Below are 23,463 nucleotides of genomic sequence, written 5' to 3' on the forward strand. Positions count from 1 at the left end.
TGTTCCGCTTTGTTCCACCTGTTCAGGAGAGTGTTTGATGCACAAGAGATTATTGCAGAATCGCGGCTTCACGCTCATCGAGTTGCTGGTGGTCATTGCCATCATTGCGACTTTGGTTGCTATTTTGTTGCCAGCCGTTCAACAGGCACGCGAGGCTGCTCGAAGATCGCAATGTAAGAACAACATGAAACAGTTGTGCCTGGCACTGCACAACTACCATGACACGTATTCACGGTTCCCGGGTGGGACGACTGGTTCGGGCTGTCGATCGTCCAGTGCCTGTCCGACAGCGACAACTGGTCGAAACCGTATCAGCGCCCACGTCGACCTGCTGCCGTTTTACGAGCAGGGGAGTTTGTGGGATGCCTATGCGGCTGCCCCTTCGGCACCTTGGAGTGGCCTGCCACTCTGGAGAGGCAAGATTCCGGTTCTTGGCTGCCCGTCTGATACACAGTTCCAGAATCCCGCTGCTGACAGTCCTGCTCCGACCAACTACGCTTACTGTTCGGGTGATGGTTCCCGTCTGATGTGTTCTGCCAATGATGAAGTGGCTGCGTTTCCCAATCGTGTTTGTGAACAGGCACGTGGACTGTTTTCCAAGCAGTCGTTTCGCCGATTTGCGGATGTCACTGATGGGACCTCGAACACTCTCGCGATATCAGAAATGGCATCGCCGACAACGGACCGTGGTCTGGGACGTGTCGCCGCTGAGGGGGGAGCTTCCACGGACGCGCCGGCGTTCTGTTCGGCTCAGTTTGTGGACAAGCAATTTCTTCCCACGGTTGCTCTGGTGGGGGACGTTGGATTTCGTGGGGGTCGCTGGAACGATGGTGCCGGGATGCTGACACGCTTCAACACGATGATCCCTCCGAACGGTGCGTCGTGCCAGGAAGCTGATACTCACTGGGCCGGCGGAATGTTCCCTCCCAGCAGTCGCCATGCTGGCGGCGTGCAGGCAGCGATGGTCGATGGCTCGGTTCGATTCATCAGTGAGAATATCGATTCGGGTAACCAGGGTGCCACTGAAGTGACCGACGGCGCCAGCCCTTACGGCGTGTGGGGAGCACTCGGCACGATTTCCGGAAGTGAAGTCATCAGCGAGTTCTAAGGTGCGTTCACTGCGTCACACTGGAATCTGCGTGAGTCGATCCACGCAGCTTTCCAGTGATCGACGGGAGCGTTTCAGGGAGGTGGCTCGCATCGTTTGCGGGCCTCTCGCGTTTCGGACAATCTCCTGAGTGGAAGCAGGATGTCCTCGTTGTCTTTTATAAGAGGGCTGTTAATGAAGTCTCTGACGTGTTGGGCAGGATTTCGTCTCCAACGGATCTGTGTTCTCAGTTTCCTCGTGCTGACAATTGCTGGCTGTGGGAGCGGGTCTGACAAGTGGAAAGAAGGGCGCGAGAAGGTCTATCCGGTCTCCGGGAAAGTGACGCTGAAGGGGGCACCTCTGCAGGGGGCTGTCGTCATGTTTTATTCGGAGAGCAAAAAGCTCTCGGCGGTCGGCACGACGGATGAAGGTGGGTTGTACCAACTCAAAACCTACGAGGACCGCGATGGAGCCGTTCCTGGCGAACATGCGGTTGCGATCCGAAAAGTGCAATACGAAAAGGTGCCGAGTCGGAATTCGACCAAAGAGGAGCCCGCGACGCAGTCGATTGGCAAGGAGATGCTGCCTAAGGAGTATGCACTTCCGGGCACATCGCCGCTGAAGGAAACGGTCACGGAAAAAGGACCTAATGAGTTTAATTTTGAGTTCTAAGAGTTTTGTCGTCTCGACGGGTCAGGCTGGTTCACTCAGGGTGATGGCCTGATCTGTTTTTGTTGGTGCCTGGTGATTGGGGAGGGCTTCTTCGAGGCCAGAAGCATGGGACACAGGCACGAGTTAATTCACTTCGTGGGCATGCCACTTTGCTATAGCCAGTGGCACATGGAGGGACTCTGAGCGTGGAGAGACGTTTGATGGCGACGGTCTGCTTTGTTCCTGCACACCGTATGATGTCGATCAGCTGGTGTGGTGTTGCAACGCGGGACAGCGGCTCGGACGGAGCCTCGCCCTCCCGGGGGTTCAGCGGAAATCAGGGAGATTGGAAGCATGTTGATTTTGCGCAGTGTGATGCGAAGACGATGCAGCCGGGGGTGGCGATTGAGCTGGATGACAGGAGTCATGAGCACTTTCTCCTCAACGCCCGGTAGGACTCTTTTGACCTCAATTAATTATGAGTCGAATTCACCATTGAGGTACGTATGGATGTGCTGGTCGATCATCATGGTTTGTGACTGATTGGAGTCGATATCTGCGATATTAAAGTCTAGCCGCTTGTGGTCACCCAAAGTTCCTTCTTTCGCGATAGCTGCCATTGCAGCCATACTGATATCGTAAACTCCCTGCATGAATTCCTGATAGATAATGGCCTTAAGGTCTTCTGAAAGGGTGAGGATTTGTTGAGCAATCAGGTTCAATTCGACAAGCTTTTTGTTCCATTCAACTCCTAGCTCATGAGAATCAAGTAAGCCAGACGGATACTGATAGTCTCCGCTATTCCACCGAACCTCCAGAAGATCAGCTTGTGGCCAATCTCGGCGATACATACTCTGACTCTCATCGAAAAACTGACGCGTGTTGGCACAAAGTTGAAAATTGGGGTACTCGCTGCCGAACTCGAATGAAAAGCCGATGGCACACAAATCGTCGATCTGCTTGACTTCAAGGAAGTGAACGATGGCGGTTCTTGATGATCGAGTCAGCAATTCCTGCAAGTCCTCCCATTCGATGTTCTGCAGCAGTTCTTCGGACATTCCAGTGATTCCTGGTGTGGGCTTCGACGATTGCAAGATACCCAGAAGTGGTACACATCACACAGTGCTTGTGAAATTGATCATAGCCGGAAGTACCGCGAGTTGGAGTCAAATTCCGTTGAACTGGAATCGAGTACAAGACACCGCTTGAACAATAAAAGCCTCAACCTTTGCAATTCAAATTTACTGTATTAATCTGGTCGTATGACCACACAACCTGCTGGATGTCTTGGACAGTTTCTGCGCCTCCTGGGAATCGGTAGTGGCACGCGCACAGAGGTGTTGCCGTATCGGTTGCGGGATCATTTTTTGACGAAGGCGGAGTTCTCGTTTTATAGCGTGTTGAGGAGTGCTGTCGGGGATCGTGCGGTTGTTCTTTGTAAGATCAATCTGAATGATTTGTTCTATGTTGCGAAGCAGAATGAGAATCAGGGGGCACGGAATCGGATTGATCGGAAGCATGTGGATTTTGTGTTGTGTGATGTGAAGACGATGCAGCCGGTGGTGGCGATTGAGTTGGATGATCGGAGTCATGAGCGGGCGGATCGGCGGGAGCGGGACGGGTTTGTGGATCGGGTGTTTGAGGTGGCGGGGTTGGCGTTGGTGAGGATTCGGGCGCAGCGGGGGTACAATCCGGGGGAGTTGCGGGAGGTGTTGGGGGAGGTGTTGGGGGAGTACCTCACGGCGAAATGATACTCGGCGTGTGTGGCCTGCTTTTCACTTTGGAAAAGCAGGCGATTGTGAAGGGGCGGGTGTGAGCGTCCGACGTTTGATGTGTCGTTGATGGTGATTGGTGGGAGGGTCTGGTTGTGGATTCGCATGCTTCTTCAAAGTCAGAAGCATGGCACGCAGGCGAAAGCATGCCACCCTGTCATTCACGACCAGAGATGCGAGTTGCAGATTACGTTCACTGTGACCATCATGTTAGGTGTGGCAAGCCACTACGTGACCGGCTTTAACTGGAGGTTGATGAGTAACGAAATGAGTGATGATGAACAATTCTCATGGCTAAAGGGCAAACCAGATACTCTGAAGTTTCACTTTGAAAATGGTTCGACGACGCACTTTGAGTACACGAGAGGATTACGGCTGACTCTAGGCAAAGCACTACTTGGTCAAAAACGAATCTATCTTGATACCAAGTACTGGTTGTTTATTCGTGATGTCTTCATGCAACGGAGCAAGAACAGCACTCACATCGAGATCACAAGCGAACTCCGGCGATTGAGAAAATCGGGATCGACAATTTTCCCAGTCAGTTACGCTGTGTATGTGGAACTCATGCATCAGAAAGACATCGAGACTCGCACTGCTACGGCGCTGATGGTCGACGAACTTAGCGGTAATTGTGCGATTGTCGATCAATTCACTCTCTTCAAGACTGAGCTTGCTCACTTCTGGGCATCTCTCTTTGAGCCAGCGGAAAGTCTTCACGAACGCAAGCTAATGGTATGGAGGAAGGCGACCTCGATCATGGGAGATTTTACGCCGGAACCCGAAGTTCAAATCTTCACAGAGCATCAATGGGAAGCAATGAAGAAAGCAATGGTTGATTTATTTTGGAATATTTCATTTTCCGAGTTGGTAATGCGTATTGGAACGGCGGACGTCTCCGAACAACATGACAGAACACAACTCGCAGACACATTGAATGCACAGAAGCAGACAGAAAAAAACAAGCAACATACCTACCAAAGCCTGCTTTTGGATGAAATAGCCGGAGGACTGGAAGCAAATGTGGATGACATCATAGACTACATGGGATACTTCGCATTAAAAAAGGGGTTCAACCTCTCTGATAACGACAAAAGTAAGTCCGGTCTTGTATTACAGAATGTCATCTTTGCTGCCTTTCGGTGTAAGAAGATCGGCACATCATTCCCCTCCCTGCATATACCGTCTGCACTTCACGCTATGATTAGACTTCAGAAAGAGCGGAAGTACAAGAAGAACGATTTTCACGACATCCAGCATGCGACCAACGCCGTCGGTTACTGTGATGCATTCTTTACCGAAACTAGCCTGCGCCATCTTCTAACATCAAAGTATCTTATGGCGGAAACCGAGTATGGTTGTAAAGTGCTCAGTGATGACACAGAAATATTGACCTACCTTAAATCATTTTAACGACACATTAGACATTAGTCCCTAGCAGCTGCTTCAATGGATCGTCATTCTTGTTAGATTTTGAGACCGGGGGAGGGGTGATCAAAGGGGTCAGGACTATTTAATATAAATAACTGCGTCCACGCGGGCTGACAACTTCTGAACTCTTCCCTCGCATTCACGTCCCTGCTTCCTTCTCAATTCAGCCTTTCGATTGCCGAGGTTAAGTGTGTTCCCCAAGGAAGAAAAACCAATGAGCCCTGCCCCTTTGATTTTTGGATTTTTGACCCCTTTGATTTTTCATTTAAGATTTGAATTTTTGCACGAGATTTCGCCAGTTCCTGCAAGACCACTCCAATGACGGTGGTATGTTTGGAATCTTCTGCCCATTTTTGCAAAATTCCGCCAGACTCTTTGCTGCATCGGCAACTTCGCGGTTGTGCTTCAATCGTGGGCCTTCCTTGGATTCATCTGTTGTTCCATTGTTCAAGAACTCTATCCAATTCTCTAAGCGATCTTTGGCAAAAATGAACACAACACGATTGAAATCGTCTTTACTGATGCCGTTCCGCTCGGCTTCTTCCCAGAAGTCCTTTTTTAGGGTCTCAGCGTCTGAGCGATCATCGTCTATATCTGCCCACACCATGAGTGTTGTATCGCCGCCGGCATTAATACAGCTACGCAGCTCTGTTGGCATCTTCTCGATAACGGATTTACGATTTCCGCAGTTGACCAAGCGGATCTTGCTGGTAACCCATGGCCGTATCCATGCTGGATCTAAGCATTTGAGCAGTTTATTAATAAATACCTCATCGATACTGCTTCCTTTTTCACCCTCGCAAAGGCAGACGATCTGAGTCCGTTTAGCCACTGATCCACCCCCTTGCAATGGCTTCACTTGCACTCATCCCTTCCGGTATTTTCAAGGGCCCGATTCTCGTAGGAGATGTATGGTTGTCTCGCCATAAATAGCGTCCATTCTCTTCGCCAGAATTTGCGAGAATTTCAGGGTGGTGCGATATCAAGATGAGTTGGTGTTGATCATCGAGCAACTCACGCATCGATAAGATCCATGGCTGAAGTTCTGGCAGACCGACAAAATTATCTGGTTCATCAAGGAAGACTGTCTGTGCAACGCCTGTCTCCATTGCGGCACGCATCATATACAGGCCGATAAGTCCTCGCTCTCCATCAGACAACTGCTCCATAAAAAGCGACGTCGGAGATCTGTTATTTTCAGTATCGAAACGTAATTGAAGTGCTTTAGCATTTAAACCAACATCAACTAGTTTAAAGGAACGAAAGTCAGGCCAAATGCTTTTAAGACCATCACGAAGTGCATCAGTCCATTCTTGTTCTTGAGAAAGTGCTCTGTACCACGAATTCAGATTGCTAAGAGAATTATTTGGGCGCCGAGATTCGGACCGACTTTCTCTCTCTACTTCACGTGGGTTTGGCCGAAGGATCAACAACTTGCCAATTGCATCCTGAAGCAACGCAAGTTTTCTCATGTTTCCATGCGGCTGAACTGCCGCAAGAGCAGCTTGTCGCCAATCCAGCGGAAATCCAGCTTCATTTCCATTATGTTTTTGGAATCGAACACCATTCAAATCACGTTCGAACAACGATTGCGCATTACATAACGCTATTTCAAGAACTATTCGTGGTTTCTCAAAATCCGCTTTTTGTTCGATATGAATTATATATTCAAAATGATCTTTCTCCACGATTAAGCCAATATTGAATTCTTGCACTTTGCTATCAAGCCAAGAGGTTAATTCAAGATTTTGAATATCCGTCTCACCTGAACCACCAAGAATTCCTTCACCGGTCCCAAGTGTTCTGACCAAATTTATGGCATCAAATACGGAGCTCTTGCCCGTTCCATTCGATCCACATAGGACACCAAATGAATCAAATCGTGACTCAAAAGAAACTAAACTACGAAAATTGTTTGCGTAGAAATATGTTATCATATAGTTAGCTCACATTATCAGCACATACACAAAAACTATTGAATTCGAACGCCTTACCGGCTGATAGGTTTGTATTTGATGCGGTGGGGTTGGTCGGCGTCGTGGCCTAGGCGGTCTTTCTTTTGGCTTTCGTAGGCCTGGTAGTTGCCTTCGCAGTAGATGACCTGGCTGTCGCCTTCGAAGGCGATGATGTGGGTGGCGAGGCGGTCGAGGAACCAGCGGTCGTGGGAGGTGATGAGGGCGGTGCCGCCGTAGTTGGCGAGGCCTTCTTCGAGTGCCTGGAGGGTTTCGACGTCGAGGTCGTTGGTTGGTTCGTCGAGGAGGATGACGTTGCCGCCGCTGCGGAGGACTTTGGCGAGGTGGACGCGGTTCCGTTCACCGCCGGAGAGGTCGCCGACGAATTTCTGCTGGTCGCCTTTCTTGAAGTTGAACCTCGCGCAGTAGGTGCGGGCGTTCATTTTGGCTTTGCCGATTTCGAGGTAATCGTGGCCGCCGGAGATTTCTTCGTAGACGGACTTCTTGGGATCGAGGGCATCGCGTGACTGGTCGACGTAGGCCATGTCGACGGTTTCGCCGATGGTGATCTTGCCGGAGTCGGGTTTTTCGGCGCCCATGATCATGCGGAAGAGAGTTGTCTTACCTGCACCGTTGGGGCCGATGATGCCGACGATGGCACCGGGGGGGATGTCGAAGCTCAGGTTTTCCATGAGCAGCTTATCGCCGAAGGATTTGGTGAGGTTCTCGACGCGGATGACGAGGTTTCCGAGCGCCTTGGTGACGGGGATCTGGATGTTGGCTGCGCCGTCGCGGTCATCGTAGGCCTGGGCGGCGAGTTCCTGATAGCGGGCCAGACGGGATTTTGATTTGGTGTTCCGGGCTTTGGGAGAGGAGCGGACCCATTCGAGTTCCTGCTTGAGGAATTTCTGGCGCCTTGATTCCTGCTTCTCTTCGACGGCGAGGCGTTTGGCCTTCTGGTCGAGCCAGGAGGAGTAGTTGCCTTCGTAGGGGATGCCTTTGCCGCGGTCGAGTTCGAGAATCCAGCCGGCGACGTTGTCGAGGAAGTAACGATCGTGGGTGACCGCGACGACGGTTCCGGGGAAGCTGTGGAGGTATTGTTCGAGCCACTCGACGGACTCGGCGTCCAAGTGGTTTGTTGGTTCATCGAGGAGGAGGAGGTCGGGGTTGCCGAGGAGGAGTTTGCAGAGGGCGACGCGTCGTTTTTCGCCCCCGGAGAGGGTGGCGATTTTCCAGTCCATGGGGGGGACGCGGAGGGCGTCGGCGGCGATTTCGACGCTGCGGTCGAGTTCCCAGAGGTTGAGGGCGTCGATCTTATCCTGGTAGACGGCCTGTTCGGCGATGACGGCGTCCATCTCTTCGGGAGAGAGGTCTTCGCCGAGTTTCATGTTGAGTTCGTTATAGCGGTCGAGGATCGCCTGGGATTCGGCGACGCCTTGCTGGATGCACTCGCCGACGGTGGCGTCTGGGTCGAGGCGCGGCTCCTGGGAGAGGTGGCCGATCTTGATGCCTTTGGCGGGTTTGACTTCGCCGGTGTAGCCTTTGTCTTCGCCGGCGAGGATGCGGAGGAGGGTCGATTTTCCTGCGCCGTTGTAGCCGAGGACGCCGATCTTGGCGCCTGGGTAGAAGGAGAGCCAGATCTCCTTGAGGATGACTTTTTCGTCGTAAACGCGGGAGAGGTCTTCGATCTGATAGATGTACTGAGGAGCCATGGCTGTTCGGTGATCCTGGGAGGAGCAAAATCGACTGGTGGGCAAACCCACCCTACGTGCGCAGTTGCGCGGGACGTATGATAATGTATGTGGAGGCAGAAATCATGTCTTGAGAGGGATTTCCGAGGTGTGGAGGGGAGGGATGCGGAAATTCGGGGAGTCAAAGTTGACTCAGGTTGTCATAATGGTGGGAGGCGGCTCTTCAGGGTTGAGATTCGGAAGGGGAGCATGAGCGTCGAAGAGCAGGGGATGGGGTGCAACGCGGGACAGCGGCTCGGACGGAGCCTCGCCCTCCCGGAAGGCGCAACCGTACGAGTTCATTTTGTAGGATGAGGGAACTTAATCGACGATGACGGTGATTTACGACGATCACATGGATGATGCCAAGGATCTGCGCCGGTCGCGGTCTGATGGGAAGCAGCCGCGGAGCTGGGTGCTGGAAGGTGCGCTGCTGGCGATCGTGCTGGTTTTTGCGGCGTTGATTCTGCCGATTGCGAGGAAGAATTATTTCCTGAATAATCTTGTCTCGCGTGGCGGGCGGGTGGAATTTCAGATGCTGGAGCATGCCTGGTTCAAGGAGCTGACGGGGTCTGAGTTGCCGGATTATTTTCGGACGGTTGTTGCGCTCGATCTGACTGAGACACAGGGACTGACGGATGGCGAGATCCGGGCGACGCGGATGTTTCCTCATCTGGAGGCGCTGTATCTGATGAACTCGGAGCTGACTCGCGAGACGGTGTTGGATTTCGGTGAGCGGAAGGAGCTGGTTCAGCTGTTGATTCGGAATTGCCCGAACATCGATCTGGCGACGGTGAATGAGTTGCAGTCACGTCGGACGGATATGACGGTTTACTTTCGGAGTACGGCGTTTCTGGGTGTTTATGGTGCGTCGGTCGAGACGCGGGAGTGTCGGATTTTGCAGGTGGAAGCGGGCTCAGCGGCGGATCGGTTTGGGATTCGACATGGGGATGTGGTGAAGACGCTGGATGGGGAGACGGTGGCGGATTTCGAGCAGCTGGTGGCGATGCTGGGGCTGCGGTCGGCGGGGGATCATGTCCGGCTTGTGTTGGATCGTCGGGGGGAAGAGGTTGAGGTGGAGGTGACGTTGGGGGGGTGGATGGATGGGAAGTAGCGAGGGGGGGCGTAGCAGGGAGATTGTTGGAGAGATTAACGATTTGGTGTGTGGTGGGTGTCGATTGATGGTCCGCACAGCGGACCCTACGGGGGGTTAGAATGGCCAGACTTGGGGGATGACCAGCATGGCGACGGCGAAGCAGATGAGGTCGAGGGGGAGGCCGAGTTTGACGTAGTCCATGAAGCGGTAGCCGCCGGGGCCTGCGACCATGAGGTTGGTCTGGTAGCCGAATGGGGTGGCGAAGCCGCAGGAGGCGGCGATCATGATGGCGATGAGGAAGGGTGTGGGGCTGGCGTCGATGGAGTTGGCGGTCAGTAAGGCGATGGGGAACATGATGGCGGCGGCGGCGTTGTTGGTGACGAGTTCTGTGCTGACGAGGGTGGCGAGGTAGATGGCGGCGAGTGTCCACCAGGGGCTGCTGCCGGCGAGTTTGACGAGTTCGAATGAGAGGTATTCTGCGGCGCCGCTGGTTTCGAGGGCTTTGGCGACGCCGAAGGCTCCGCCGATGGTCAGAAGGAGGCTGAGGTCGAGTGAGGCGCGGGCTTGCTGGATGGTGCAGCAGCCGAGGGCGAGCATGGCGAGTGCGCCAAGCAGGGCGGCGAGGAGCATGTCCATCATTTCGAAGGCGACCAGGCCGATCAGGACGGAGACGATGAAGAGGGCCAGGCCGCTGCGTTCGAGTTCGCGTTCCGAGTAGGAGGAGTTTTCGACTTGCGAGACGATGTAGAACTGTTTGCTGAGGCGGTGTTGCTCGACGAAATCGGGGTGCGTTTCGAGGAGGAGGGTATCGCCTGCTTCGAGGACGTGATCGCCGATCTTGCCGCGGATTCGTTTGCCATCCTGGGCGACAGCGAGGACGGTTGATTCGTAGACGGATCGGAAGTTGGAATCGCGGATCGTCTGGTTGAGAGACGGGTTTTGAGGTGAGACGACGACTTCCATTAAGCAGCGGTCGGGGCGGGCCTTGAAGTCGAAGTGGGTATCTGGGCTGGGGGAGAGGCCTTTGACTTTGCGGAGGTCGACGACGGAATCGACGATACCGACGAAGACGAGGATGTCGCCGCCATCGAGTCGTTCGTGAGGGGGTACGGTGACGATGACCTCGTCGCCACGGTGGATTTCGGCGAGGAAGAGGCCTTGCAGGTGACGCAGGCCGGCATCTTCGATGGACTTGTTGACGAGCGGGCCGTCCATGTCGACGGTCATTTCGACGACGTAATCGCGCGGGTCGTCTGCGAGGCTGATAGCGGGCTTTTTGTTTTTGAGGAAGCGACTGGCCCAGACGAGGTAGAGTGTGCCTGAGATGAGAATCGGGATGCCGACCCAGGAGAGTTCGAAGAGGGGGATGCGGGTCAGTTTGGCGTCTCGCATGAGGCCATCGACGACCATGTTGGTGCTGGTGCCGATCATGGTGCAGACGCCGCCGAGGGTGGCGGTGTAGCACATGGGGAGGTACATGCGCGAGGGAGAGATGCCGGTGCGCTGGCAGAGGCTGTGAACGATGGGGAGAAAGATCGCGACAATGGCGGTGTTGTTGAGCAGGGCGCTGCTGATTCCTACGACGAGGAGCAGGGGGGTGAGAATGCCGATTTTCAGGGACTGCAGTTTGAGAAGAGGTTGCGAGATTCGATCGGTCGCGCGAGTTCGCATGAGGCCTTCGACGACGACGAGCAGGAGCGCGACGGTGACGAGACTGGAGTTGCCGAGTCCTGAGACGGCTTGTTCAGGAGTTGGCAGAAGCGGCGAACCGGTGAGGAAACCGGCGGTGATTAAAACAGCCAGGCAGCCCCAGATGATGACTTCGGTGGCGAAGTAGCCGGACGCGAGGGCGAGCAGCATTACAACGACGATCGAGATCGTCAGGGTTCCTTCCCACGTCATGCCGGGATGCTTTCAGTCGAGGAGCAGAATCTGGTTTTGGGGGTCTTTGGGGAGTTTCTTTTGCTAATGGTGTTCCGGACGGATTATTGGGTGGATGTGGGAGAAACGGGAGAACAGGCGGGGGATATGGCCAGCATATTTCATGGGCCGTGGTATTTGATGGCCACGGCCGTGTTATGTTATGGTCGCAATATTGCCATCAAGGTTGATGTGCTTTGATGCCCGAAGACGTCGAGGCCACCAGTGTCTAGCACGCAGCTTGAGTTTCGCAACGCAAAGAAGCGGCTCACACGGAGGTTCGCCCTCCCGTGTTCGTAGTCCTCTTTCACACAGCTTGTATGAAAAAAGCCCGCTGTCGTGGGCGACGGCGGGCTTTGGGGATTCTATTAGATAACCAAGACTACTTGGCCAGGGCTTTGACGGCTTTGGCGATGCCTTCCGGGTCGAGGCCCTGGAAGCTCATTTGTTGCCAGAGGCCGCCGGAGCCTTCTTTGTGGGTTCCGATGTGGTTGTAGTTGCCTTTGAAACCGTAGCGGAGGAGTTCGGAGCCGAAGCGGATGCCAAGGCCGGTCTGGACGTTGAAGCCTTCTGCGACGAGGACGAAGGGGGCTTTGGCGAGTTTGGTCATCATCTCTTTGTCGTAGACGTTGAGCGTCGGCTTGTTGATCAGACCGACTTCGAGGCCTTGTTCTTTCAAGGCGATGACGGCATCGAGGGCGCGGTAGAGGACTTCGCCGAACGCGACGATGTAACCGTCCTTGCCTTCGCGGATGATTTCATCTTTACCGATCTGGAACTTGTAGCCTTCGCCGAAGAATTCTTTGTCGCCTTCGGTGAGGATATCGGGCACTTTCGAGCGGGTCGTGAAGACGAATCGCAGGCCGGGCTCGGTGAAGATTGTGTTCATCACGGCCTTGAGCTGATGCTGGTCGGCTGGGAAGTACAGACGGGTGTTGTCTTTGTCTTCGTCTGGCAGGCCGTTAGAGGCGAAGAAGCTGTTGATTCCGAAGTGGCAGGTGTTGTCCGCCATGTCGTCGCAGCCGGAGTGCGAGAAGTGACAGATGACGTTCGACTTGTTGAGTCGAGCCATCGTGATTTCGGAGACGATCATTTCGAGGAAGGCGGAGAAGGTTGCGAAGATCCCCTGCTTGCCGGCATCGTAACCGAAGCCTGCGGCTGCGGAGAAGTTACCGCGTTCCATGATCCCGCCGCGGATGAAGACTTCCGGGTGTTCCTTGCGGATGACGTTCAGGCCGCAGGAGCCTTCGAGGTCATTATCGAAGACGCGGACCTTGGCGATGCGTTCTTCTTTCGGCATGGCGTCGAGGATCTGGTTGACGTAGGTGCCGAAGAGGCTGCGGTTGGCGGCGCCGCCTTTGGAGCCTTTGTATTTCAGACCGCCGGTTGGCTTCTCGATCTTGTTTTTCAGATAGTCGACGCAGTCAGCCAGGCCTCGTTTTTCGAGGTATTTGATGGCGGTGTCGACTTTGATGACGTCGTGGCCGTGGGCGGAGCCTTCGAGGCCATCGATGCCGACGCACATTGGGCGTTTGTTGATCAGGGCGATTGGACCAGGTGTCGTGAAGGCAGAACACATACGAGCGTAAAGCTGGGCGATGTCTTCGCCGTCGCCGATATCGATGCGGAGACCGTGACCGGCGAGGGTCTTGGAGACGTCATAGCCCTTCAGGTACTGCGATGGGTGACCGGCGATGGTGACGTCGTTGTCGTCGATGATCAGTTTGATGTTGAGGTTTTCTGAGACGCACAGACGGGCGGCTTCGGCGTCGTTGCCTTCCATTTGAGATCCGTCTGATCCCAGCATGAAGACGACTTTGTCAGGATGAGCCATGGCGACGCCGTTGACGAACGGCCACATGTGTCCCAGGCGTCCCGAGGAGAACTTGACGCCGGGAGTGAAGTCACGCTCGGGGTGACCGGGCATGTGAGAGCCGTATTCGCGGTATTGATACAGCTTCTCGATGGGCAGGTTGCCTTCGATGACGGCCATCAGGTATTGAGTGGCGACGCGGTGACCGGCTTCGTCAAAGAAGATGGGGAGAACGTCTGGTGTGCCGCCTTTTTGGGCGTGTTGGATGAACGACCAGGCGATCATGGTTTCGGGAGCGGTGTCGTAGGGACCGCCGGTGTGACCGCCGAGACCTTTGGCGTCGGCGATGGCGGTGAAGAAGACGATCGTGTCACGGAAGACTTGAATGTTGTGCTTCAAGACGTCGAGCTCTGATGAGCTGAGCGTGGGCTTGCCTGGATCGAGTGGCAGCGGTTTGATCTGGGACAGGTCGATAGGAAAAGAAGCAGTCGGCATTTCAGCTCGTTTCTTTCTATGGCCGCAGTGGGAAAGTCACCCGGAATGACCCAGGCTGATGTGCGGAGTGATGAATGCGAATCGACTGATCGGTTCGCGGGATCTTGGTGACGTCGGGGTGGCTGAGTAACGAAATTTCGAAGACTGGCCTGTGGTGTGGAAAACTCTTCGAACCTGTACACGGCGCATAGAGGTTTTAACCCATGTCCTGCGTGAATTCAACTTCGGGGGTTGTCTGACAGGTCGGTCTGGCGGAGACTGATCGTGTCAAACCGTCATGTCTTACGAAAACCCATCGACGCCCGGTGATGCGACGGGCGGGAATCAAATGAATCTGTACGAAAGCTGAGAAGTGTTGCTTGGAAGCGGGCAAACGATTGAATAAGCTGCATTCGAGATCGAGCGGGTTTTCGATGCTGGTTCAGGACGATCCGGCAATTCGAGTTTCCAAAGTGATTGGCGCTCTGTGATTACGTATCGCCATTTTGAGAATTTTGATCCACCAAAGCTCCTGGCGCTTTGGAACGCTTGCAATCTGGGTCGCGGTGCGGCCAAGCACATCAGCTGCGACGCCTTCGAGATGCTCAATTACTCGCAGCCGTATTTCACCAACAAGTCGATCATTATCGCGGAAGAAGCTGACAACATCGTCGGCTATGTCCACACCGGACTTGCCCCGAATAAAGAAGAGACAGGTCTCGACGCGACTCACGGGATCATCTCGGCGGTCATGGTTCACCCGGTTCACCGGCGTCAGAACGTAGGCACTGTCCTGATGCAGCGGGCGGAAAACCAGCTCCGCGAGCAGGGCGTGACCAGAATCACTGCGGGTCCGGGGGACGATACGGCTCCGTATTACATTGGTCTTTATGGCGGGGCGCGACCTTCGGGGTTTTTGATGTCGGACCCACTGGCTGACCCATTCATGCGCAGCCTGGGGTATCAACCGTTTGAAGAATATGGCGTTTACCAGCGCGATCTGATGAATCGCAAGGACCCGATCAGCTTCCGTCTCGTTACGCTGCGGCGAAAAATGGAACTGCGGATCGTCAATCATCCGGTCGACGCCCGGTGGTGGTGGTTTACGAGGTTTGGACGGCTCGATTCGATCCGTTTCCAGCTGTGGAACAAGGGTGGTGAGCAGAATGTGGCTGCCATTACCGTGATCGGGATGGATACCTTCCTGCCGTGCTGGAATGAACGCTGCATTGCGTTGTGTGAACTGATCGTCAATGAGGACTGCCGCGGCAAAGGATATGGTCAGCTTCTCATTACCGAGGTGATGCGTCGGCTGCGTGAGGAACTGATTCAGAAGGTCGAAATTCACATTAATATCGCCAATCACAAGGCGCTGGCCCTGATCGACACCTGCGGTTTTGACCGGGTCGATACGGGAGTCGTCTATCAGAAAATGCTCTCCTGACCGGTTTGGTCACTGCCTGTATGGTCATTGTCAGAAAGTCGCTTGTCATGTCGCTTGAAATCTCCTGTGATGATGTCCACGCCAAACGCCAGCGTGGCGAGAATTTTCTGCTCCTGGACTGCCGCGAGCAGAATGAATGGGACCAGGTCCATATCGAAGGTGGCCAGTTGCTGCCGATGTCGGAACTGGCAGACCGGGCGTCGGAACTGGACGACCGAAAGTCTGATGAGATCGTCGTTTACTGCCACCATGGCGGGCGGAGCCTGCGCGTGACCCGGTGGTTGGCTCAGCAGGGTTTTTCGAATGTGAAAAGCATGGCGGGGGGTATTGACGAGTGGGCGGCCCGGATTGAGCCGGGGATGGCGCGGTATTAAGATTCGGCGGGAATCGTCACGAACCGGCTGGGATGGAGACGTGTCGAAGATGTGCGGTCGAGTTTGATTGCAATTCCCTACATGTTGACGTATATTCGCAAAATCTTCATGGCGCGTCGTTCGGGGTGCCGATTTTGAAGATGACAAATGGTGGCCATAGCTCAGCTGGTTAGAGCGCCGGATTGTGGTTCCGGAGGTCGCGGGTTCGAGCCCCGTTGGCCACCCTTTTTGTTTTTGCTTACGATCTTCAGGTTCGCTTACCTGAAAGTTTGACGGCGGTTGCCGTGGATGTCGGCACGAGAAGATTTTTCTTGTTGGCTTCTCTCCATGCCCCGACTGAAGCACAATGGTAGTACTTCAGGCATGCTCGCACCTGCTCAGCCTTATCGCTGTACCTGGTCACTAAGCCGCTTTTAATCAATTTTTTGACAGCGGGCTCTTTGAGCCACTCAGCTTCTTCGGCCAATGCCAGCCGCATGCGGGCCTGCAATTTGCGCCGCTGGTGATTCGCTTCGCGTGTTGACCAGAATGATGCCGTGATACCGGTGACGAGTTCAAGCTTTTCCGCCGTTTCCAGCGTGAGCGGGGCGACACCTTGAATAATCTGGTTAACCGTTTTCTTGCTCATGCCTAGTCGGGTCGCCAGTTGCAACTGGCTCATGCCATGTTCTTCGAGCCACTCTTCGAGGGTGTCTCCAGGAGGACTGGTATAATCGGGATCGAAAATGAGTGTCGACATAGGAATTCTCATTTAGTGATAGTCAGCGATTTCAAGGATGCGAACTCGGGTGACCTGACTCCAGTCCATGCCGCCACCGCTACTGAGTGGAATGGGATCATGGTCGGGAGTGAAAATCAAGCGCATGGGGTGGACCAGATCCATTGCGAGCTCTCCTTGGCGGTCGCCGGACAGTTCGTGACAGCGACCGGGCAAGGCTCGCATTTCGGCCAGTGTCTCTGATGCCTCAAGGTCGATCAGACGTTGCCGCACCCGTTTGGCCATGACGGGGCCGAACTCGCCCTTCAGCTTGCCATCCGAGTTACAGAGTTTCTGCAGCTTGGATGTCTCAAAACTGATTTCCATGGCGGCTTTTCCACGAGGGGAAGTTTACGTAGTAGGTAAACGATGATCAATAGCAAGTCCCTCCCACTTCGTGCGGTGATGGTTGGGATATGTTGCAAGCAGGGCGTACATTAGCACCGATTCTATTCAGCAGCAGCCTTGTGAATCGTTGCAGGCGAGTTCGAAGAGGGGGATTTTGCAGCGGTCGGGGGCGAGGCAGGCGGTGTGTTTGGTGCCGAGCTGGAAGGTGATGGTGGAGGGGGACGTGGTTGCGGAGGTGAGGGGGTATTGGGAGATGACCTGATGCTCGTATTCGACTTCGACGGGGAGTTCGAACGACTCGAAGAAGGGCTCTGCCATTTTCAGGATTTTGGAGAACTTCGTTGAGTCCAATCGATGATCGACGTCTTTTGTCACCCAGAGTTGGAGGACGCAGGATGCTGACTCGCGGACTGTTCCGCCACAGTCGACGAAGTTTTTGCGAACGTGGCCGACTTCCGTCAGGTGAAAGTGGGCGGGGATGTTTGCGCCATCGGGAAGCAGAAACGTGATTCCGCACGCAGGATTTTGAGCCAGTAAGTCATTGAGTTCCTGATAAGTCATGAGACGTTTCCTAATCATTGGTTGAGCAACAACGGGCTGCTTTTCGGGTTAAGCCATCGCGTTCGCCAGTTTCTTCCATGAGGCACATGGCTTGTTCGAGCAGGCCTTGAACGCAGATGTCGATGAGGCGGTAATAGATGGTGTTTCCGTCGCGACGTGAGGAAAGGATGCCGAGGTCGGAGAGTCGCTGGAGCTGGTTGGAGACGGCCTGGGGCTTCATGCCGAGGGCAGTCGCCAAGCTGGAGACGGAGATTTCGTCCTCTTTGACGAAGGCATGCAGCATGCGCAGGCGGGTATCGTTGGCCAGGACTTTGAAGACGGCGGCTAATCCTCCTGCCTGGATCGGCGATAAGAGGGGGCGCGACTTCAGTGTCGGGCGGGGTGACTGCGTCAAAGGTAACGAGAGCCTGTGCTTCATTTCTATTACATAACATAGTGTATTAGTTGTTGTCAATGCGAGTGGGCGTCTTCCTGGATTTTTCGCTACAATGTCAGTCACTCGTCCGATCTCCGTGAATCCGATTTTCACCACGAACATTGTCAGGCAATCCGATGCTCAACTTGTCTCGCTGGATGGCTGTTGTTGTTGTCATGTTTTCCGCGATCACTGGCTCGCATACCGCTGTGGCTGCCGAGGGGCAGCGGCGTCCTAACATTCTCTTCTGCATTGCGGATGACTGGGGATGGCCGCATGCGGGGGCGTACGGGGCGGGGAGTTGGGTGCAGACGCCTGGGTTTGACCGGATCGCTAAAGAGGGGGTGTTGTTTGAGAACTGCTTTACGTCGAATCCGAAGTGCAGTCCCTGTCGGGCGACGATTCTGGCGGGGCGGAACAGCTGGCAGATGAAGGAAGCGGTCAGTCACTTTTCGATCTGGCCGAATGAGTTTGTGACGTACCCGGATCTGTTCATCAAGGCGGGGTATCATGTCGGCTTGACGGGGAAGGGCTGGGGGCCGGGGGACTGGAAGAGTTTTCGGAAGACGAATCCTGCGGGGCCATCGTATGACGCGTTTAAAGCAACGCCGCCGACTGCGGGGATTTCGAATAATGACTATTCTCGGAATTTCATTGAGGGGTTTTTGAAGGCTCGTCCGAGTAAGGAGACGCCGTTTTGTTTTTGGCTGGGGGCGACGGAGCCGCATCGTGGGTATGAGGTGGGGTCAGGTATCAAAGCGGGTAAGAAGCTGAAAGATGCTGAGGTTCCGAAGTTTTATCCTGATCACAACATCGTGCGAGGTGATCTGCTGGACTATGCGGTCGAGGTGGAGCACTTTGATCGGCATGTGGGCAAGGTGCTGGATTATCTGCAGGAGACGGGTGAACTCGACAATACGATTGTCGTCATGACGTCGGATCATGGGATGCCGTTTCCTCGCGTGAAGGGGCAGATTTATGAGTATGGGTTTCACCTGCCTCTGGCGGTTCGGTGGGGAGAGAAGGTGAAGCCGGGGCGGGTTGTGAAGGATTTTATTAATGCTCGCGACTTTGCGCCGACGTTTCTGGAAGCGGCGGGGTTGGAAAAGCATGAGCAGATTACGGGTGAGAGTTTTCTGGAGCTGCTGCTGTCTGAGAAGTCGGGGGTGATCGATGGCTCGAAGCGGAATGTGATGCTGATCGGGAAAGAGCGGCATGATATTGGGAGACCCAATGATGTCGGGTATCCGGTGCGAGCGATTCGGACGCCGGATTATCTGTACGTCCACAACTTTGCGCCGGATCGCTGGCCGGCGGGGAATCCGGAGACGGGGTATCGGAATGTGGATGACGGGGCGACGAAGTCCTTTTTGTTGAGCAAGTTTGATGACTGGTATGGGCTCAGCTTTGGGATGCGACCGGAGGAAGAGCTTTATCTGATCGGGCAGGATGCGGAGTGTTTGAAGAATCTGGCTGCCCTGCCGGAACATCAGGCGATGAAGCAGCATCTGCGACTTCAAATGGAACAGATGCTGAAAGCGGAAGGTGATCCCCGGATGCTGGGACAGGACGCATTTTTCGATACCATTGAGTATGTCGGGAATAAGTCTCATGGCTGGGAAGCTTGGATCAAGCACGCCCGGTCACCTGTCAATAGGCCCGAGTAATCTCATAGGGAAACATAATGTTTGAAAATGAAATCGCGATTCTCAACTTCCAGTTGAAGTACTTTGAGAAGGTGCTGGCTGATCTGCCTGCCGACAAACTCTATGAACCTGCCCCGGGGCATGGGCATTCGATTGGCTGGCTGCTGGGGCATCTGGCGCTTTGTGCGGAGTATGGGATCGCGATGCTGGGTGGGAAGGTCGAGCATCCTGAGTGGGCTGCGATCTTTGGGTCGGGAAGTGATGGGGTTGCCAGTTCGACGACGGGGCCTGACCGTGAGACGCTGGTCGCGGCGTTTCGGAAGAATCATGCGGAGCTGCTGGAGCGAGCCTCGACGGCGACGCCTGAGCATGTCCGTCAGCCGCATAGCTCGAAGATGTTCGAGGGGTCGGCGATCAAGACGATTGGGAATCTCGTCGGGATGCTGATGACCAATCACTTCGGATTTCACTTGTCGCAGTTATCGAGCTGTCGGCGGTCGGGTGGGCATGAGAAGTTGTTTTAGGTTCGTGCAGGAGTTTGCTGTGCGGACCGTAATGTGCAAGATCGCTATTATAGCTTTCTTGACTTAGATAGCCTTTACAGAGTCCTAGCTTATTAACGGTCCGCACAGCGGACCCTACGGGGATCAGGCGGCGGCTTGGGTTGTTTTGGCGAGGATGGTCAGGGTTGCGGCGGCGACTTGTTTGGGGGAGATGGTGGTGAAGCAGGCGTGTTTTTTATTTGCGGGGTGGGGGCAGGATTTGCAGTAGCTGCCTTGGCAGGAGGTGTCTGCGTAGAAAAGGTGGCGTGTCGGGCAGTGTTTGGGGCCGGAGCGATGGGGGTCGGTGCAGGTGAAGATGCCGACGATGGGGAGGCCGAGGACGTCGGCGATGTGCATGGGACCGGTGTCGTTGGTGAGGAGAACGTCGAGATGCTGGAGGACTGTGGGAAGTTCGGCCAGTGAAGTCTTGCCGCAGAGGTTGATGATGCGAGGCAGGTCTTTTTCGTCGAGGTGTTGGGTGAATGTCTCAACGAGTGGCAGGTCGGCTGGGCTGCCGAGCATGACGAGGGTGCCGTTTGATTGTTCGAGCAGGTGTCGGGCGGTCTCGGCGTATTTTTCGGGTGGCCAGCGTTTTGTTTCCCACATGGCGCCGAGTTGGATGCCGATGAGGGGGTGTGCGGAGAGGGCGTTGCTCAGCTCGGGACGGAGTTGTCGGGATGGAAACGTGACGCAGCGTTCTCGAAGTGAACAGCCGAGGGCCTGGGCGACGACTTCGTAGCGTTTCCAGGCGGGGATCTGTTTGCTGCTGCCGGGGATGGTGTAGTTGCAGGCGAGGCTGGCGCCTTCGCGGGCGGTTTCCAACCCGATGACACACCGGCTGCCAGTTGCCAGCGACATCAAAGCGGTGCGGGCGAGGCCTTGGAGGTCGAGGACGAGATCGAATCGCTGGGCTCTCAGTTGCTTGGCGAGGGACCAGTAGGATTTAATTCCGCCGCGGCGGTGATAGGAGATCAGGTTGTCGATCAGGGGATAATCTTCGAGGAGACTGCGAAAGGAATGATTGATGACCCAGCTGATACGGGCGTCTGGAAAGCGTTCGTTGAGTAGAGGAAGCAGAGGCAGAGTTTGCACGACGTCGCCCAAAGCCGAGGGCTTGATCACGCAGATCGAGCGTGCGGTGAGGGATTGAAGGCGTAATGCGTCCATGCAGAACCTGAGTAGTGGTCGATGTTTCGGCCGCATCATAGATTGATTGGCGAGAAACGTACAAGACCTTCTCAGAAGGCCATTTCGATTGGGTTTGGTGTGAAACTGATCATGAGAAAGGCCAATGTCAACCAGCCAAGGGTGATCCGGAACCAGCCCAGGGGGACGCGGTCGTTGGCGGTTGGGGGGTGTCTTATCCCGACGGTACTGATAATGATCAGCATGAGCATGTAGGCGTAACTTTGACTGGCGACCATGTAGCCGATCGCCAGAGCAACGAGTCCGACGGCGACCGGATAGGACCAGCGTCCGATGAGTCCGTAGAGGATGTGACCGCCGTCGAGTTGGCCGATCGGGACGAGATTTAAGGCGGTGATCAGGAAGCCGGTCCAGCAGGCGAAGAGGAGGGGAGTCCATTCGACGTGCATGCCAGCGGGGATCTCGGGGTAAATGTAGTGGATCATCCATTTCATGATGGGCGGATATTCGAAGGCGTAGAAGTCGAAGATTCTCTCGACGTCATAGCGAGATTCGACTATTGGCGCGAGTTGAGACTGATCGAGCGCGTACAGACACAGGGGGATTGCGATGACCAGTCCTGCCAGGGGGCCAGCGATGCCGATATCGAACTGGGACTTGCGATCAGAGACGCCGTGCTGCTGAATGATCAATGCTCCCATCGTGCCGAAGAGGGAGACGTAGGGCATGGGAATGAAAATCGGAGGGGTCGCTGGAATGCGATAGAGCAGGGAGGCGGTGAAATGTCCGAGTTCGTGAGCCAGGAGAATTCCCATCAGGCCGACCATGAACTGGAGTCCGAGGTTTTTGTCGAACTCGGCTTCGTGGCCGAAGAAGCTTCCGCCGGCGTAAAAGGTACTCGCACAGGTTGCGATGAAGAGGGCCAGCGAGATGAGCCAGAGCCTGGTGGAGATGCGATAACGCTGGGGTTTGTACTGCTCGATGATCTGCTGTGTGGGGAGTGGTTCACGACGGACGTGAAGAATCTGCGGTGGGTCCTGGAAGTCGGGCGGAAGTCGAAAACGAGACTCCGGAGGTGTTGGTGGGTCGAGATCATCCATGAGAGAATTGTAATCTCTGATTCAGCGGAGGCCACTGTTCAATCGCTGAGATCGAGAGTTCGCGGCGATTCCCCTTGTGGCTGTGAACAGGAAGGCATAAAGTCTACTTGTAAGTCACCTGGAACTGAAGGCAGGGATGCCGACTATGAAAGTTACGATTGCCCTTTCGCCGATTTCGTTTGTCGCGGGCTGTCTTGTGACGGCACTGGCGTTTCAGACGTTTGGGGGACGCAGCCCGAGCGTTTCGGTCGCGACTGCTCCCGTGAAGTCTGTTCATCCGAATCAGGTTGCCATGTCAGAAGACTGGTTGCTGACGGATTCTGTTCTTAAACCAAGCCAGGATGTCCCGCTGTACCGCCAGCCGGACCCGCTTCCTGCCCTGCCGAATGCGCTACCGATTGAGGGTAGCGATGAGATTGAAGAGCTGTTGAAGTCGATCCCGCCGGATGACAAAGTCGAGCAGACGCCCGTGAAACCTGCCACGCCGGATGAGTTATCGAAGATTCTTTCGAACCAGGATGAGGTCACGAAAGAAGTCTTCAGTGAGACGTTTCAGGATTTGACGGCTGAGCAGGCCGCGGAGTTGATGAAGATTCGGGCTCAGGTGGAGGGGCCGAGGGAGTAGTGGGAGTTTTCTGAGATTCGCAGAGGTCCCTCATCCGACCTCGAAGACTCGGCCACCTTCTCCCCGGGGGAGAAGGAGCAAGAGAAGAAGATTTGTTACATCATTTTTTCCAGGCGTGCGTGGCGTAGGTCCATGCCGATTTCTAGTTGTTGTTTGATTTTGCTTTCGGTGACGACGAAGGCGAGCAAGCCGCCGGGGGTGTCGAAGTCGATTTTGTCGACCAGTTCGATCTCGCCGTTGCCCAGGTCGATGAATTCGTGGGTGTGAATCCATTTGGGCATGGGGCCTTTGATCATTTCTTCGACGAATTTTTTGGGTGCATCGAATTCGGTGATTTTGTGCGTGATGTTTTGCACCATGCCGAACTGGATGACCTTGAACTCGATGATTGCGTCTTTGGAGTACTGTGCAGGAGGGTTCACGTAAGACAGCCCCATGTCTGGTGGGGTGACTTTCAGGATAAATTCGGGCTTGGAGAGAAGCTCGAAGGCTCGTTCTACAGAACCTTTCAACCGGGAGCGATATTCAAAGAGTGCCATAAATCGTCATATTCAAAGGGAAAGGTCGGGTGACATGCCA

The 23,463-nt window shown here is 54.7% G+C and carries 24 protein-coding genes and 1 tRNA gene; 12 read left to right on the top strand and 13 right to left on the bottom strand.

The window, feature by feature from the left end; all coding sequences use genetic code 11:
* Window positions 1–37: 37 nt before the first annotated feature.
* Together SH248x_RS06100 and SH248x_RS06105 are read left to right on the top strand one after the other, a co-directional pair.
* Window positions 38–1,108, top strand: coding sequence for a DUF1559 family PulG-like putative transporter (locus SH248x_RS06100; protein ID WP_459557625.1), 1,071 nt, complete (start codon window positions 38–40; stop codon window positions 1,106–1,108).
* Window positions 1,109–1,282: 174 nt separating this feature from the next.
* Window positions 1,283–1,759 carry a carboxypeptidase-like regulatory domain-containing protein gene (locus SH248x_RS06105; RefSeq protein WP_459557626.1) on the top strand — a complete coding sequence of 159 codons (477 nt, stop codon included), beginning with the start codon at window positions 1,283–1,285 and terminating at the stop codon, window positions 1,757–1,759.
* Window positions 1,760–2,214: 455 nt separating this feature from the next.
* Here the strand turns inward: SH248x_RS06105 and SH248x_RS06110 are convergent, their stop codons facing one another.
* Entirely contained in the window at window positions 2,215–2,796 is a 582-nt protein-coding gene (locus SH248x_RS06110; RefSeq protein ID WP_459557627.1) for a hypothetical protein, read from the bottom strand.
* A 204-nt stretch (window positions 2,797–3,000) separates the two neighbouring features.
* Between SH248x_RS06110 and SH248x_RS06115 the strand changes: the two genes are divergently transcribed.
* Together SH248x_RS06115 and SH248x_RS06120 are read left to right on the top strand one after the other, a co-directional pair.
* The gene (locus SH248x_RS06115) at window positions 3,001–3,489 is read left to right on the top strand and encodes a PDDEXK family nuclease (protein ID WP_459557628.1); all 489 of its coding nucleotides are present in this window, start codon (window positions 3,001–3,003) and stop codon (window positions 3,487–3,489) included.
* Between the two features lie 126 nt (window positions 3,490–3,615).
* Complete coding sequence (locus SH248x_RS06120; protein WP_459557629.1) at window positions 3,616–4,923, top strand: hypothetical protein; 1,308 nt, start codon at window positions 3,616–3,618, stop codon at window positions 4,921–4,923.
* 283 nt (window positions 4,924–5,206) lie between these two features.
* Here the strand turns inward: SH248x_RS06120 and SH248x_RS06125 are convergent, their stop codons facing one another.
* From SH248x_RS06125 to ettA, 3 genes are read right to left on the bottom strand one after another with little or no spacing between them, the layout of a single operon-like run.
* Entirely contained in the window at window positions 5,207–5,773 is a 567-nt protein-coding gene (locus SH248x_RS06125) for a hypothetical protein (protein ID WP_459557630.1), read from the bottom strand.
* Window positions 5,766–6,878, bottom strand: coding sequence for an AAA family ATPase (locus tag SH248x_RS06130; RefSeq protein WP_459557631.1), 1,113 nt, complete (start codon window positions 6,876–6,878; stop codon window positions 5,766–5,768). The genes SH248x_RS06125 and SH248x_RS06130 overlap by 8 nt, the downstream gene beginning before the upstream one ends.
* 53 nt (window positions 6,879–6,931) lie before the next feature.
* Complete coding sequence (gene ettA / locus SH248x_RS06135) at window positions 6,932–8,605, bottom strand: ABC transporter ATP-binding protein (protein WP_459557632.1); 1,674 nt, start codon at window positions 8,603–8,605, stop codon at window positions 6,932–6,934.
* A gap of 349 nt (window positions 8,606–8,954) precedes the next feature.
* On the opposite strand from ettA, the gene SH248x_RS06140 reads away from it, so the two are divergent.
* The gene (locus tag SH248x_RS06140) at window positions 8,955–9,737 is read left to right on the top strand and encodes a PDZ domain-containing protein (RefSeq protein ID WP_459557633.1); all 783 of its coding nucleotides are present in this window, start codon (window positions 8,955–8,957) and stop codon (window positions 9,735–9,737) included.
* 96 nt (window positions 9,738–9,833) lie between these two features.
* Here the strand turns inward: SH248x_RS06140 and SH248x_RS06145 are convergent, their stop codons facing one another.
* Complete coding sequence (locus tag SH248x_RS06145) at window positions 9,834–11,621, bottom strand: SLC13 family permease (RefSeq protein ID WP_459557634.1); 1,788 nt, start codon at window positions 11,619–11,621, stop codon at window positions 9,834–9,836.
* Window positions 11,622–11,627: 6 nt separating this feature from the next.
* Between SH248x_RS06145 and SH248x_RS06150 the strand changes: the two genes are divergently transcribed.
* Window positions 11,628–11,840, top strand: a complete 213-nt coding sequence (locus SH248x_RS06150; protein ID WP_459557635.1) for a hypothetical protein — start codon at window positions 11,628–11,630, stop codon at window positions 11,838–11,840.
* A 181-nt stretch (window positions 11,841–12,021) separates the two neighbouring features.
* Here the strand turns inward: SH248x_RS06150 and SH248x_RS06155 are convergent, their stop codons facing one another.
* Complete coding sequence (locus SH248x_RS06155) at window positions 12,022–13,947, bottom strand: transketolase family protein (protein WP_459557636.1); 1,926 nt, start codon at window positions 13,945–13,947, stop codon at window positions 12,022–12,024.
* A 466-nt stretch (window positions 13,948–14,413) separates the two neighbouring features.
* Between SH248x_RS06155 and SH248x_RS06160 the strand changes: the two genes are divergently transcribed.
* The 3 genes from SH248x_RS06160 (at window position 14,414) to SH248x_RS06170 (ending at window position 15,968) form a co-directional block, all read left to right on the top strand.
* A complete protein-coding gene (locus tag SH248x_RS06160) occupies window positions 14,414–15,370 on the top strand; it encodes a GNAT family N-acetyltransferase (RefSeq protein WP_459557637.1) in 957 nt (318 codons plus the stop codon).
* Window positions 15,371–15,417: 47 nt separating this feature from the next.
* On the top strand, window positions 15,418–15,744 hold the full coding sequence (locus tag SH248x_RS06165; protein WP_459557638.1) for a rhodanese-like domain-containing protein: 327 nt from the start codon (window positions 15,418–15,420) through the stop codon (window positions 15,742–15,744).
* Between the two features lie 150 nt (window positions 15,745–15,894).
* A tRNA-His gene (locus SH248x_RS06170) sits at window positions 15,895–15,968 on the top strand.
* Between the two features lie 23 nt (window positions 15,969–15,991).
* Here the strand turns inward: SH248x_RS06170 and SH248x_RS06175 are convergent.
* From SH248x_RS06175 to SH248x_RS06190, 4 genes are all read right to left on the bottom strand, one after another.
* Entirely contained in the window at window positions 15,992–16,483 is a 492-nt protein-coding gene (locus tag SH248x_RS06175) for a helix-turn-helix transcriptional regulator (RefSeq protein ID WP_459557639.1), read from the bottom strand.
* Window positions 16,484–16,495: 12 nt separating this feature from the next.
* Window positions 16,496–16,828, bottom strand: coding sequence for a type II toxin-antitoxin system RelE/ParE family toxin (locus tag SH248x_RS06180; protein ID WP_459557640.1), 333 nt, complete (start codon window positions 16,826–16,828; stop codon window positions 16,496–16,498).
* A gap of 126 nt (window positions 16,829–16,954) precedes the next feature.
* Window positions 16,955–17,410 carry a DUF6428 family protein gene (locus SH248x_RS06185; protein WP_459557641.1) on the bottom strand — a complete coding sequence of 152 codons (456 nt, stop codon included), beginning with the start codon at window positions 17,408–17,410 and terminating at the stop codon, window positions 16,955–16,957.
* Between the two features lie 10 nt (window positions 17,411–17,420).
* On the bottom strand, window positions 17,421–17,828 hold the full coding sequence (locus tag SH248x_RS06190; RefSeq protein WP_459557642.1) for an ArsR/SmtB family transcription factor: 408 nt from the start codon (window positions 17,826–17,828) through the stop codon (window positions 17,421–17,423).
* 134 nt (window positions 17,829–17,962) lie between these two features.
* On the opposite strand from SH248x_RS06190, the gene SH248x_RS06195 reads away from it, so the two are divergent.
* Both SH248x_RS06195 and SH248x_RS06200 read left to right on the top strand, forming a co-directional pair.
* Window positions 17,963–19,492, top strand: a complete 1,530-nt coding sequence (locus SH248x_RS06195; protein ID WP_459557643.1) for a sulfatase family protein — start codon at window positions 17,963–17,965, stop codon at window positions 19,490–19,492.
* Between the two features lie 17 nt (window positions 19,493–19,509).
* Window positions 19,510–19,995, top strand: a complete 486-nt coding sequence (locus SH248x_RS06200) for a DinB family protein (RefSeq protein WP_459557644.1) — start codon at window positions 19,510–19,512, stop codon at window positions 19,993–19,995.
* Between the two features lie 123 nt (window positions 19,996–20,118).
* On the opposite strand, the gene SH248x_RS06205 is transcribed toward SH248x_RS06200, so the two are convergent.
* Complete coding sequence (locus tag SH248x_RS06205; RefSeq protein ID WP_459557645.1) at window positions 20,119–21,180, bottom strand: glycosyltransferase family 9 protein; 1,062 nt, start codon at window positions 21,178–21,180, stop codon at window positions 20,119–20,121.
* A gap of 71 nt (window positions 21,181–21,251) precedes the next feature.
* On the bottom strand, window positions 21,252–22,259 hold the full coding sequence (locus SH248x_RS06210) for a site-2 protease family protein (RefSeq protein WP_459557646.1): 1,008 nt from the start codon (window positions 22,257–22,259) through the stop codon (window positions 21,252–21,254).
* Between the two features lie 145 nt (window positions 22,260–22,404).
* On the opposite strand from SH248x_RS06210, the gene SH248x_RS06215 reads away from it, so the two are divergent.
* Window positions 22,405–22,884, top strand: coding sequence for a hypothetical protein (locus SH248x_RS06215; RefSeq protein ID WP_459557647.1), 480 nt, complete (start codon window positions 22,405–22,407; stop codon window positions 22,882–22,884).
* A gap of 95 nt (window positions 22,885–22,979) precedes the next feature.
* Here SH248x_RS06215 and SH248x_RS06220 read toward each other — a convergent pair whose 3' ends face one another.
* Entirely contained in the window at window positions 22,980–23,423 is a 444-nt protein-coding gene (locus SH248x_RS06220; RefSeq protein WP_459557648.1) for an SRPBCC family protein, read from the bottom strand.
* Between the last annotated feature and the right edge of the window lie 40 nt (window positions 23,424–23,463).

It is taken from the genome of Lacunimicrobium album (genome assembly GCF_052161635.1).
In the GTDB taxonomy this organism is placed as follows: domain Bacteria; phylum Planctomycetota; class Planctomycetia; order Planctomycetales; family Planctomycetaceae; genus SXPC01.